Source organism: Cryobacterium sp. M91 (assembly GCF_002929615.1).
GTDB lineage: Bacteria > Actinomycetota > Actinomycetes > Actinomycetales > Microbacteriaceae > Cryobacterium > Cryobacterium levicorallinum.
Genome location: NZ_PJJT01000052.1, coordinates 1 through 12,299 on the forward strand (window position 1 = coordinate 1; position 12,299 = coordinate 12,299).

Annotated in this window: 9 protein-coding genes; 1 reads left to right on the forward strand and 8 read right to left on the reverse strand. The window is 61.2% G+C overall.

Annotated features, from left to right (window positions below; all coding sequences use genetic code 11):
• Positions 1–532 precede the first annotated feature (532 nt).
• Positions 533–1,081 carry a hypothetical protein gene (locus CXY80_RS01080; protein WP_104131261.1) on the reverse strand — a complete coding sequence of 183 codons (549 nt, stop codon included), beginning with the start codon at positions 1,079–1,081 and terminating at the stop codon, positions 533–535.
• 96 nt (positions 1,082–1,177) lie between these two features.
• Positions 1,178–2,161, reverse strand: coding sequence for a hypothetical protein (locus CXY80_RS01085; protein WP_146070615.1), 984 nt, complete (start codon positions 2,159–2,161; stop codon positions 1,178–1,180).
• Between the two features lie 410 nt (positions 2,162–2,571).
• On the opposite strand from CXY80_RS01085, the gene CXY80_RS01090 reads away from it, so the two are divergent.
• Positions 2,572–5,385 (forward strand): DNA methyltransferase, encoded by a 2,814-nt coding sequence (locus CXY80_RS01090; protein ID WP_104131263.1) that lies wholly within the window; start codon positions 2,572–2,574, stop codon positions 5,383–5,385.
• A gap of 26 nt (positions 5,386–5,411) precedes the next feature.
• Here CXY80_RS01090 and CXY80_RS01095 read toward each other — a convergent pair whose 3' ends face one another.
• From CXY80_RS01095 to CXY80_RS19890, 6 genes are all read right to left on the reverse strand, one after another.
• Positions 5,412–6,092, reverse strand: a complete 681-nt coding sequence (locus tag CXY80_RS01095; protein WP_104131264.1) for a hypothetical protein — start codon at positions 6,090–6,092, stop codon at positions 5,412–5,414.
• A gap of 1,220 nt (positions 6,093–7,312) precedes the next feature.
• Positions 7,313–7,555: a glutaredoxin family protein gene (locus CXY80_RS01110; protein WP_104131267.1), complete on the reverse strand. Its 243-nt coding sequence runs from the start codon at positions 7,553–7,555 to the stop codon at positions 7,313–7,315.
• A 256-nt stretch (positions 7,556–7,811) separates the two neighbouring features.
• Positions 7,812–8,873: a hypothetical protein gene (locus tag CXY80_RS01115; RefSeq protein ID WP_233194768.1), complete on the reverse strand. Its 1,062-nt coding sequence runs from the start codon at positions 8,871–8,873 to the stop codon at positions 7,812–7,814.
• A 4-nt stretch (positions 8,874–8,877) separates the two neighbouring features.
• On the reverse strand, positions 8,878–10,302 hold the full coding sequence (locus tag CXY80_RS01120) for an ATP/GTP-binding protein (protein ID WP_233194769.1): 1,425 nt from the start codon (positions 10,300–10,302) through the stop codon (positions 8,878–8,880).
• Between the two features lie 47 nt (positions 10,303–10,349).
• Complete coding sequence (locus tag CXY80_RS01125; protein WP_233194770.1) at positions 10,350–11,891, reverse strand: hypothetical protein; 1,542 nt, start codon at positions 11,889–11,891, stop codon at positions 10,350–10,352.
• A gap of 124 nt (positions 11,892–12,015) precedes the next feature.
• A partial coding sequence (locus CXY80_RS19890) for a hypothetical protein (RefSeq protein ID WP_233194771.1) occupies positions 12,016–12,299 on the reverse strand: 284 nt, incomplete at its 5' end.

A 12,299-nucleotide genomic window follows, 5' to 3' on the forward strand; every position in this document is an offset into this window, starting at 1 on the left:
ACACCGTTAGGAGAGGTGTCCGCCAATCAGATTGTGACCCTATCCTGACAATATTCGATAAGAGTATCTGACGCCTAGTTGGGGTACACGCTAAATTGACAGTTCGTTGCTTGCTTCGACGCTTTCTACTTCCCCATTGACGCTTCTAAATGTCTCGCAACCGTCCTTGCCTACAAAAATGGTAACGCCAGTAAAAACACACGTTTCGAGACACACCGACTCATCCGTCGCCCTCGGACAATAATGCCCCGATCCCGGTCACTGGACGGAATGCGTTCTGCCGCGCTCTCCACAATCGTGCATGGTCGATCTGTCTCGTCAAGGTGTCTCGCAGCCGACGGGTTGCGAGACACGGTCTTCAACGTACGGATAGCATTTGAAACTAATGCGCACCCGTGGAGGCGCAGGGTATTGACTCATATCCGCGGGGAGAGCCAAACCGGCGGGCCCGAAGGTCGCGTTGAATCGTCGCCCCTATTTCAACCGAAGGCACCGAGTTGTCGCGTGCAATGGGGCTGGAGGTGACGCAGTATCACTCGAGGAGAGCGAAGAGCGGCCGCCCACCCGGAGTTGCGAGAAGCGCTAATTCGTTCTGCGCTCTGGCAGCCAGGCCAAGTGGGCTAACTCCCCGGATGCTGAATCGAGCGTTCACTACTCTGTCGACGCCCGCAGCGACGAGTTGAGGTGTAGATCGAGTCGTCGATGGCAGGGAGACCGAATCAAATTTTGCCGCGTGCATGATGAAGTTTCGTTGATAGTACAAGCGTCGAAAAGCTGAGCGGTAGTAGCTGTGAATGCGTCCGATGACTTCCGTCATATTCGCGCTGAGCTGCACTATCCGATTCACGGCGGCAACGTCTTTAGCTTGGACGAATCCCGGATCTCCGGTGCTCAGAATGGCTTCCAACATTATTCTTGCTTGTTCCGTGCGGCTGGGCTCCTCATGAAGAAGCATCTGCAGGTCGCCGCTACCGTGTTTTTCCCATCGCCGTGCTAATTCGGTGAGTTCTGCGCGAGGGAAGCTGCACGAGACGATATCGGCCAACCGGTCGGCTGCGTCGACTCCCTTGGCTCCGGGCATTCCTAACAATGCCTCCACTGCAGCCCAGGCCGAAGCAATGGAGGCAGCGGATGTGCCCTGTTGCTGTGCGGCCAGCAGACCTATTGCGTCGTCTATCTAGTCGGTGCTGTTGGAATCGACTGATATTGAACCGAAGAGTGCATTTCGTTGCATCGATGGAACTCGGACAAGCTGCCGCTCGTCCTTGAACGACCTGACCTTATTTGTAGTGCGGTCGACAATTAGGTGCTCGAATATTGCCTCGGCTCCGCCTGTTCCAACCGCCACTCGGTCGGAGAACTTTCGAATCCACGTTGTCGCTTCGGAGATAGCCGAATGAGGATCGCGGGTTGTAAAGGTCAGCCTAATTGCCGTCGCGGGAAGTCTCGGCGCTTTCTCAAAGGCCGAGTTCGTCGTCAGTTTGAAGGCATCCAGGAATTCCTGCGGGGGCAAAGACATGGGTTCAACGGCATCCGCCACAGTTGAGGGCAGGGTTCGAATTGCAATTAGCAATTCAAATTCACGCTTGGGCTGGAAGAGCATCGCGTCACCCCTTTCCACTGTCTCAGCTAGCGACTGACCAGTGGGTAGGTTTGTCAGCCAACCATGGATATGACTTCGGTTGAATCCCTCGTCTAGAAGGTGTGAAACGACCAACCGAGCAATGACTTCAACGTCCTGAGTCCTGACCCCCCGGCTATTGATGTGGCTTGCCCACCGAAGTAGGTAGCCAGAACGGCCGCGCTCGAGCAACTCGGCGATCTGGGCCAATGAAGCCCGACCATCCGCGGTGGGATTCCGCGGATCCGGTGCCAATTTCACGGGGAGGCTCTCCATGAGAGTTAAGAGTCGCGTTCGGACATCTTGGCTGCCAAGCCCATGATCTAAGTTGATTTGGCGCTTATGCCCCGTAATGAAGTCCTTCATCGCTTCAGGAGACGTAAGTTGGCCGGACCAGGTTGCGGAGACGGACTCCACAATTTCCCCAAGAGCGACGATCGATCCCACCTGCCATAAAGATCGATTCCAGGAAGTTCGCAAGTCGACGAGTTCCTTCATCCGGGCTACGACTAGATCTTCCGCAGAGTATTGACTTGGCATTTGGATACTGTATCGTGGCCAACAGAATGAAAGTTCTCTATCTCTAATAGGTGGGAGTCGCGCGGGCAACCGGGCCGCTCCCACCTTTACACTTTAAGAGCGGCGCCGGATGTCGGCCAAGAGGGCGAGCGACGGCACCACGTTGGCATCGCCAGTCAGAGCCCTACGTCACGCGCGGACTTGCTCTGGCGTACTGGCCTCACCGAACTGACACGTAGGGCACTGCCTCAGAACTTTGAGTGGCTGTCGACGCTCTTTGAAAAGTAGTCCGTGGGCGCTGACAGTGACAGACCAGTGGCACTGGGGCCTGTGTAGGTGACGGTAACGGTGTCGATGAGGGGATAACGTCAGCGTTCTAGGAGGTAGGTGAACGGGTCTCACTACCTGTAGTCGCCGATAGGCTCGGGGCTATGGGGATTGCGACGGGTGAGCAACTAGAGCTGTCACGTAAGGTAGCTCGGGAGTTTGCGGACAAATGGGCAGCTGTCACGAAGGAGAAGCAGCTCGCACAGTCGTTCTGGTCTGACTTCTTCCACAAAGTCATCGGCGTTCAGGACCTGCTGGCCGCGGGTATCGAGTTTGAGCATGGCGTCAAGTCATCGGTGAGCGGGTTAATCAACTTCATTGACGTGTTCTGGTCTGGTGTCGTAATGATCGAGCACAAGTCTGCGGGCAAGGATCTCAACGTTGCTGAGAGGCAAATCCGTGGGTACCTCGCCTCCCTTGACGCGATTCACCGTCCAGCTATCCTCATCGTCTCTGACTTCGCGCGCATTCGTATCATTGACCACATTGCGGGTGAATCCGTCGAGTTCCCCCTTCACGAGCTACCTGACAATCTCGACCGCTTAGACGCTATATTTACGGCAAAAGGTAAGAACGCAGCAGCTGTAGAAGTCATCGCTGACGCAAAAGCGAGCGAGAAGATGGCAAACCTTTACGTTGCGTTTGAGAAGAACGGATACGAGGGGCACGAGGTCTCTGTCCTCCTTATTCGTATCCTCTTCCTGCTCTTCGGGGAAGACACTCGCATGTTCAAGTCAGAGAAACTGTTTACGCACTTTATTGAAGCTGTGGACAAAGCTGACAACCTCGGCGGACGGCTGCAGCAACTCTTTCAGACTCTTAATTCTAAGAAGAGACCACCTAACGGTGATTCAGCTCTCATCGCCTTCCCCTACGTTAATGGCGGGCTGTTCGCTGAGAATCTTCAGATATTCTCCTTCAGTGAGGAAATGCGTACAGCTCTCCTTGAAGCATGCGCTTACAACTGGGCGAAGATTAGCCCTGCGATCTTCGGTGCCATGTTCCAGACGATCAAGAGCAAAGAGGATCGACGGGCGCTAGGAGAGCATTACACTTCAGAAGCGAATATCCTAAAAGTAATTCGTCCCCTCTTCCTTGATGAGTACTTAGATAGACTCCACAGGGCATGGGACGACCGCAGCGAACTGCGTAAACTACGCAAGGATCTCGGCTCGAAGAACTACCTCGATCCAGCGGCAGGGTCAGGTAACTTCCTATTGATTACCTATAAACGCCTGCGGGACATTGAACATAAAATCATTGCTCGTCTAGCGGATCTCGAAGGCAAGGCCACCGCTACTGACTATGGATTTAACCTCCAGATGGGCCTCGATGGGACGATTGGTCTCACTGTCCGTTTAGAGCAATTCCACGCTATTGAGTATGAGGAGTGGAGTTCTCAGATAGCTACGGTCGCCATGTTCATGACAGACCACCAGGCGAATCTCGCTCTCGAAGAGTTGACAGGAGCCCCACCAAACCGATTTCCGTTGAGCCACGCGGCTATCATCCACCATGGCAACGCGCTACGCGTGGACTGGGCTGAGGTATGCCCCATGAATGACAACACGATTATCATGGGTAATCCTCCGTTCTATGGGGCGTCATTACTCCTCCCGGAACAGAAGGTCGATCAAGAGCTGGTGTGGGGGAGGGTTAAGGGAGCAGGAGACCTTGACTATGTTGCCTCGTGGTATCTGGTCGCTGCTCGTCACATGGCAGGGACTAAGGCGAAGGCTGCGTTCGTGTCTACGAACTCGATCACACAAGGTCAGCAGCCGCCCGTCCTCTGGGGACAGCTCAGGCACCTTGGAATGAATATCGACTTTGCACACAGGACCTTTGAGTGGTGGAACGGCACAGCTAACAGAGCCGCTGTTCACTGTGTCATCATTGGCTTCTCTACTACACCCGCTGCGATCTTCAAGCCCCTCTGGTCATACGAGTCCGTAAAGAGTGACGCCGTGCTCGTGAGGGCGCGAAACATCAACGCATATCTATTGGACGCAAAAGACGTACTGGTCAGTGCGAGGACGAAGCCTTTCAGTCCCAGCACGCAAGAAATTGTCTACGGCAGCAAGCCTACGGACAGTGGATGGCTCTCGAAGATTAGCCCCGTTGACGCAGAAGAGATAAAAGCTACGGACCCCATAGCATCCAAGTACTTGCGAGTGATAGTGGGAGCAACGGAGCTGATCAACAATCGTCTACGGTACTGTCTCTGGCTGATGGACTCCACGCCCAATGATCGAGTGATGTCCCCTGTGATCAAGGCAAGAGTCGCTGCGGTACGTGCTATGCGCGAAGCGAGCGACAAAGATCAGACACGAGACGACGCGACACGCGCGTGGGAGTTTCAAGAGCCACGGCAGCCCTCTACCCCGTACCTCGTGGTTCCTCTCCACTCATCGGAGAATCGTGACTACATTCCTATGCCCATCTTCCCTGCGACAGTCATTGCTACAAATGCAGTTTCACTCATTCCCAATGTGACGCTGACCACGTTTGGGTTCATGATGTCGTCAGTGTTTGTCCTCTGGGCGAAAGCAGTGTCAGGGCGGATCAAAAACGACCCTCGGATCTCTAACACGATTACCTACAATAATTTCCCATTTCCTGTCTTAAACGATAAAGACGAGAAAGCGCTCGAGAAAGCTGCCCAGGCTGTCTTGGACGCTCGGGAGTCATGGGTGGATACGTCGCTCGCTACTCTTTACAATCGAGACGCCATGCCTACGAACTTACGGGTGGCACACAAAGCATTGGATAAGGCTGTACTCAACGCGTTTGACTTGCGAGCAAACGCAACTGATATTGCAATACTTGAGACACTATTCAACCGTTATGGTCTGATCATTGACGGACTACTCGCCGCAGTTCCTGGCAAGAAGAAGCGTAAAGCGAAAGAGACGACTTGAATTATCCGCTGAGACGCTTTGAGTAGTTAAAGGGGACAGCTCCTCACGTATAACTTGTAAGTTGCTCTTCGCAAGCAGGGGAGTAGTTGACGTCGGAATCTGCCGACTTCGATCGAGGAACATCCGCGAATTTCCGGACCTTTCTCGGTCCAGGTTTCGACGGACTTCACCAGATTGATTCGTAGCACGAGGTCTTCGCGTGCGTCCGTGAGAATGACCTCTAGCGTTGAATTCGATGAATCCGCTGGCACTTCGCCTACGGTCGGAATACCCTGACCGACGGTGTCTCCTAAGATCTCTGCGAGCCGGGTGCCATCGTCGCTGCCGCTAAGGAGCAGGGGTATGAATCGGGTCAGGGCGGCGAAGCCGCTGGATTGGTCTGGGTACACGCCGAGCGACACCAGGTGTGTGCTCCCGTTCGAGGTGGTCAGTTCCACGCAGGGGTAGTGCTCTTCCGGTGCGAATCCTTCTCGCACAGCGTCCGCGAAGGTGTTGCTGTCCAGCTGTTCCTCGATCGAGACGACCTGGTCGAGGTTGATCCAGACGTCGTCGGCGCCGACGACCGGCCGGGAGCGGTCGTGTCCGTAGGTGGTGACGGCCAGTTTAAGAAAGCGCATGATGGTCCTTCCGCGACGGTAGGCCTTGACGCTAATGTGCGGGAGCTGTCGGCCGCCGGCGATCAGGGCGATCTGTGCATAACGTGGCACGGTGGGGGGGGGTGTGAGGGGGATGTTCCCCCTCACCGGGTGCGGCCGTCCGCTACGCGGCGGCCGCACCCGGGTTAGCGCGTGGTGTTGTCGAGGGCGGCGAGGGCGATTTCCNGGCGATTTCCAGTGCACGGTCGTAGCTGATTCCCGCGGGTCGGATCGAGCCGGGCACGAATCGTTGCGACTTAGGCAGTCGGAGCGTCCCTGCGTATCCGTCGGGCGCGTCCTGCAGGGGCCCATAGCCGGGGTGCAGGAGCAGCCACTGGCTGAAGGGCTGGTCGGCGTCGTTGAGGACGGCGGCACGAAACTTGGCGGTCGGGTTCAGGCACAGCGTCCAGAAGCGGTCGGCTTGGCCTCGGGCCGTGAGGCGTTCACTCACCAGGCGGGGCGTCACCCCGGGGGCCGGCAGGCGCTTCATGGTCGAGGCGTGCACATAGGGACGGAGGGGGGAATCGTCTCGAGCGGGAATGTCGTTGAGGGCTGCTTGGACGGCGCGTACAGCTCGTCGTGCGGTGCGGTGCGCGGCGCTATCGTCTGCGTGAATGCGGGACCACTCGCTGGCTTCGATGACGCAGCAAATGAGGTTCCAGTCGTAGCTGTAGAACCGGAGGAGGGCGTCTCGGTCGCGCTGAGTTCGGGGGCTGCCGGTGGCCGCGTATCGGGCGAAGAACGCGTTGGCTGCTTTACGGTCGGCTGCTATGTCATCGCTGGTGCGTTCGGGACGGGTGGTGACGGGGAACTGGGGCATGAGACTCTCCGCTCAACTGATTGTTTTGCCTGGCTGGCAAGAGAATCGATAGAGAGCGGGAGTGCCGAAGTGCACGGCTGGTCGGGGGAAATAAGGGAGCCTGCGACCGCGCCCGAGCAGGTGGGCACGCAGGCACGGAAGCGAACTACGATGACCGGCCAGACAGACGAAAAACCGAAAAGGACGTCCGCGCAGCGGTTCGAGGACCCACAGGGTCTCCCACAGGGTCTCCCACAGGGTCTCCCACCGGTTCCCCCACCGGTTCCCCCACCGGTCCCCACGGGGTTGCGTCTGTTGGTAGGCGGCGTCTCCGAGGTGCGACCACCGATTCACGGGGTTGAGCACGCCGAGGTTACGAGGTCCCTCGCCGAACGGTGGTTATCACGCTGGTCGCTCTCCTTCGGCGCGCTCCGGTTCGTTTCATTGCCGGATGCGCTGCTTTGCTCCCGCGGACCTCGTCCTGGGCCCGGTGTTAGTGGCCGATTTTGGCGATGAGGTCGGGGCGGAAGCCGGCCCAGTGGTTGTGGTCGTCGATGACGACGATGGGAGCGCTGCTGTATCCGAGTTCGTCCTGCACGTAGGTGAGGGCGGCGGGTGTTTCGGTGAGGTCGACGACGGTGTAGCTGAGGCCCTGCTTGTCGAGGGCGAGTTTGGTCATCCGGCACGGCTGGCAGTTCGGTTTCGTGTAGACGATGACACCGACGGTTTCGTTCATCGCGGGGCTCCTTTCACTCACGCGGGCGGGGTGGTGCTGTTCGGTAGCGGAGGTTCGCTGTGCCCGGGAGGAAGCGACCATAAGTGCGGGACCGATTGGTGGGGCCAGTGGGTGAGGAAATAAGCGACCGGAGGGAACGCCGAGCCCAGTTGTCCCACCGGTCGGCACATCGTGCGCACGTTGGTCAGCGCCCGCCCGGGCCAGCATGCTCCACGAACGAACATGCACTGCCCGTGACGTGGGTGCGGCTGCGCGGTTAGCCAACAGTTATCGGATCGTCGGTGAACGCGACGTCGAGGTGCAGGTGATTGCAGGTGTCATCGAACTGGGTGAAGTGCACCAGCGCCAAGTTGATGCCCGCCTCCCGCCGGCAGTCTGCCTGCCCAACCCGGGCGCCGGGCGGCATGACCGGGTCGAGCAGTCCGATTAGGCGGAGGGACTGGCCGTCGGCGCCGGTGAGGCTGCGGCCGCCGAGGGAGTAGAAGTCGACGGCTCCGCCTCCGCCGTTGATCCAGTGTGACGATTGGGTGCCCGCGCCGAGGAGTTGCCCGGTGCATTTGCGGTTGATGTCGCTGACGCCGACCTGGTGAAACTGGTTCACGGCTAGGACCATCACCTGCAGGATGCGGGTGTCGATTCCGCAGTCCGGGACGGTCTGCCCGCTGGCGATCCACCGGATCTCCTTCAGATGGTCCGGGACGAGGCCGCGCAGCTGCCCGTTGTCGGCGGCGGTGACGAGCTGCTGCGCCAGAGCAACCGCATCCTCGCCGACACCACACGCCCCGCCGGCACCCGCGGTCAGCGCAGTGACGACCTCGGTCGCCGGTGCGAAGAACGGCGCGTAATGTTCCGGGTCGGCGTTGATCTGCACAGCGGATACCGCCGCCGACGGCGTCATTGTCTCCCACCCGGGCAGAGCAGTCAGGCGTTGGTAGAACAGCCGGGCCGAGGTGGCCGGGTCCATCCGCTCGGCCAGCGTCCCGTATGACGCGCGTTGCTGGAACAGGCCGCGACTGTCGGGGCCGGCAGTGTCGCCGTGGTCAAGGTTGATCAGGCTGGACTCCCCCATCGCCGTCATCACCCCGAGGGTTTCCGCCTGAGCGGTGAGGCCCAGCTGGACGCCAGCGTTGATGATGTCGGCCGCGTTGGCGAGCTGGTCGCCGCTATACCCGGCGACAGCCGGGTGCGCGGCGGCATCCGCTCGACTCACCGTCGCACCGGCGCAGGTGGTGCCGGTGCCGGAGGAGAGGGCGACGGTGCCGCCGACGGTCAGGAGCAGGCCGGTGAGGCTGGCGGCGAGCAGTTTGACCAGGCCCATGATGTTAGAAGATGGTGCCGACGGACAGGCCCTCGTCGGTGTTGGTCAGCTGCCGCTCCCACTCGGAGCGGATGTGCTCCACGTGCGCTTCCGGGTGCGACCCGAACTTGAAGATGTAATGCCCATCAGCCAAGTTCTCGATCGTACGCGCCGTCTCCGGCGCGAACCCAAACGTTTGCTGACACCACAGGGCATCTTCGGGGCGGGACTGCCGGTAGACAATCACGGTTTGGGCTTCCTGGATGATCGCCATGCCGGGTGAGTCCTTGGGAATGTCGGTGCCTTTGTGCATGACGAACACGTTCGAGATGCCCAGGCCGCGGGAGAGTTTTTGGTTGGCTTTGATCAGCTGCGCCGACGGCCCGCCGATCATGTGCCAACCCTCCTCATAGACAACGGTGGTCGCGGAGTCACGTTCGCTGCGCAGCCGGCCCAGCATCCACATGTTCCCGATGGCCATGACGACCGGCACTGCAGGGCCGTCATCGGGCAGCTGCGAAATATCAAACGACGTGAGCTTGCCGCTGAGGTCGACCGTGGATGATGTTTCGCCGTCGAGGAGGCCGGCGTATTCGTCGAGCAGCCCGTTCAAAGTCCACTTCACCGACAGGCCCGCCTTGTGGAGGTCGTCGCGGGCGGTGGCCGAGAGGGTTCGGTAGTCGTCATCGTCGGCGACGAGTCCCAGGTTCGGCAGCACGTCGGCGAGCACGGGTGCTCGCCCCTGGGCTCGGCTAACGGTGCGGCGCAGCGCCGCGCGGAGTGCTTCCTCTTCCCATTCGCTGAGGGGCTGATCGCCGCGGGCGATGCGGGTGACGATGTTCAGCAGCCGTGTCTGCCCTTTGACGCCGGTGCCGCGGGCGATCATCGGATCGAGCAGGTTCAGGGTGGTGCCGGTGCCGTCGGTGGTGAACCGGATTGGCTCGAACCCGTAGTGCCGCACGACGTTGGAGTATTCGCCCTCCCCGTTCTGATCCTTCTTGTCGAACACCACCCCGCGGCGGCCTTGGAGCAGCAGGGGGCGGACGACGTAGTTGCATTTGGTGTGGGTGCTTTTGCCGGCGCCGACGTCGCCCATCACGATCACGTTCGGGCTCGACACTTCACGCGGCTCAGAGTTGTAGGCGGTGACGGGGTCGTGGGAGATCGTCGTCCGCGACAACACGTCCCGTCCGTTGACGACACCGCGGGTGCCGGTCGGCGGGCCGATCAGCGCGGTGTTGAGGATCTCGGCCTGCCGCGTCGTCGTGGGCGCGCCGGCCAGAGCCGGAGCGTAGAAGCCGCGGCGAGCGGCCGACGCCTGCGTGCGCAGCGGCGTGCCCGGAAGCGCCCACGGCACAATCTCGACTGAATCAGCCCGACCGCCGCCTGCGTCGAGGTCGCCGGCCTCGTCGGCAGGCACCTCGACGGGCGGTGCGAAACGGCGCAGCACCGGCAGTGTCCACAGTCTTGAGCGTGCGCTCTGGGGGTCGGGTGTGGTCAGGTGAGGGCTTCCTTGTCGGATTTGCCGGCGAGGCGGCTGTAGACGCGGGCGGAGAACGACGGCGCGGACGCGATCAGGCCGCGGCCGATCGGCCACGTCGTACCGGATGCCGCGGCCTGATACGAATCCAGCCAGTCCAGGCTCTCAATGCCCAAGCCGGTGGAGCAGGTTTCCTCGAGCTGCCGCGATGCTCGAGCCAGCTCCTCTCGGGAGCGGACGGAGATGGTGACGAAGCCGATCCAGAGAGCACCGTGGTGCTGCGACCCGGAGACAAGGTCTTGCCGGCGACGGCGGGCGGCCGTCATGTGCACGTCCGTGTCGTCCGTGTCCAGCTGCCCGGCCTCCCTGCGGGAGAGGGCTTCGGCGGTGTCGCGGACCAGGTCTTGCCGAGCGGCGACTTTCGCCTCCGACGCCGGCACCAGGTGAATGTGAAAGCTGACCGACCGGATGAACTGGATGTCCTTCCCGATCAGCAGATCCAACACCCACAACTGGGTGCGGGCCGCGGTCGCGAGCGCTTCGGCACGGATCGCGGCGGTGCGATGCCACCACCGCACCGGCAGCCCGGTGATCGGGTCAATGCTGTCAACGAAGTGCGCGGAGAACTCTTCCACGGCGGCTTCACCGACCCGGTTCGGGTGCACGTCAGCGACGAAGTCGATCGGCCGCGACGGATTCTGCTGATGCCGCACCACCGCAGCCACCTGCCGCGCCGTCAACACCTCCACCCGGCCGATCTTCGACTCCGCCAAACCACGCTTGGTCGAGGCGATCTCCTGCCGCATCAACGCCCTCCAACCGTCCCGGCCGTCGCCGTACTTGGCCGCGGCGTCAAAGAACGTCGGGGTAAGGGGCCAGTTGACGGTGACGAAGTGGCGTTGCACCATCGCGTCGTTCCCGGTCAGCCGCAACACCTCCTCGTAGGAGGCGACGGCATCGACGGGCGCAGCCGGGTCGAGGTTGTTCAACACCCAGAATTCCTGCAACGCGGTATCGGCCGGCAACACCCGCGTCGTAACCTGCACGTCCTGCACCAGCACGGACGGGACGGCGCGGGAGGCGAGGAATGCGCCCCAGCCGTGGGCGGCGCGGGCCATGACGCTGGCCGATTCGATCCCGCGCAGCTGCCCGCTAACGGTGAACGTCACCGACAAATAGCTTTGCTCACCCACAGGGGCATGCCAGGCAATGCCGGCCTCGCCCCTGCCGTATTGCAGCCAGCCGAGCCCGTCCGACCCGTCCGGATTCGCCCGCATCGCCACCACTGCCCGGCTTGCCTCCGCAGCCGCCACCCGGGCTGCCGCGCCTGTGGCGGCGCGGGCGTCGGTGAGGGCTTGCTGGAGCTGGTCCCACGCGCCGACCTCGTAGGGCACAAACCGGGTCGTGCCGGCCCGGGTGCGTTTCTTCCAGCGGGCTCGTTTGCGCCGTCGGTCGACGATTGACCCGCGGTGTGTTTTCGCGGTGACGAGGAACGTCACCCCGCAACTGACGGCTGCCGCTGCGAGGGCGGGCCAGCCGATCAGTGGGGTGAACACCATCCCGAACACGAGCGAGCAGGCCAGGAAGATGACTCGGGCACGGGAGTGCGTGCCGCCGAAGAACGAGCGGTGCCCGCTCTCCCCGCCCAGATAGCGATGACCGTCCGGTTACGCACGTCCGTCATCATGTGTGATCTCCTCCCAGGGTCGGGGTGTCATCCATCGACTCCGTCACCTGCTCCCCCGCCGTCTGAGCCATATCCACGCCCTTCCCGACGACCTCAACACCCTTGTGCGCGACGGCGATACCCGCCGCCGCGATCAGCGTTGGGACGCCGACGACGGCGCCCGCGCCGGTCGCCGACTCCGCCGTCCCCGCCGCGGCGAGCCCGGTCTCAGCCGCGGCCGCGCCTCCGCCGGCGGCCGCACTTGCCCCGACAGCTCCCGCCGTGGCGGTCGCTGCGCGGC

Bases quoted from the DNA above. Each gene is read 5' to 3' on its own strand.
- CXY80_RS01080 (WP_104131261.1), bottom strand. From the start codon at position 1,081: ATGCCCGGAGCCAAGGGAGTCGACGCAGCCGACCGGTTGGCCGATATC.
- CXY80_RS01085 (WP_146070615.1), bottom strand. From the start codon at position 2,161: ATGCCAAGTCAATACTCTGCGGAAGATCTAGTCGTAGCCCGGATGAAG.
- CXY80_RS01090 (WP_104131263.1), top strand. From the start codon at position 2,572: ATGGGGATTGCGACGGGTGAGCAACTAGAGCTGTCACGTAAGGTAGCT.
- CXY80_RS01110 (WP_104131267.1), bottom strand. From the start codon at position 7,555: ATGAACGAAACCGTCGGTGTCATCGTCTACACGAAACCGAACTGCCAG.
- CXY80_RS01115 (WP_233194768.1), bottom strand. From the start codon at position 8,873: ATGGGCCTGGTCAAACTGCTCGCCGCCAGCCTCACCGGCCTGCTCCTG.
- CXY80_RS01125 (WP_233194770.1), bottom strand. From the start codon at position 11,891: ATGGTGTTCACCCCACTGATCGGCTGGCCCGCCCTCGCAGCGGCAGCC.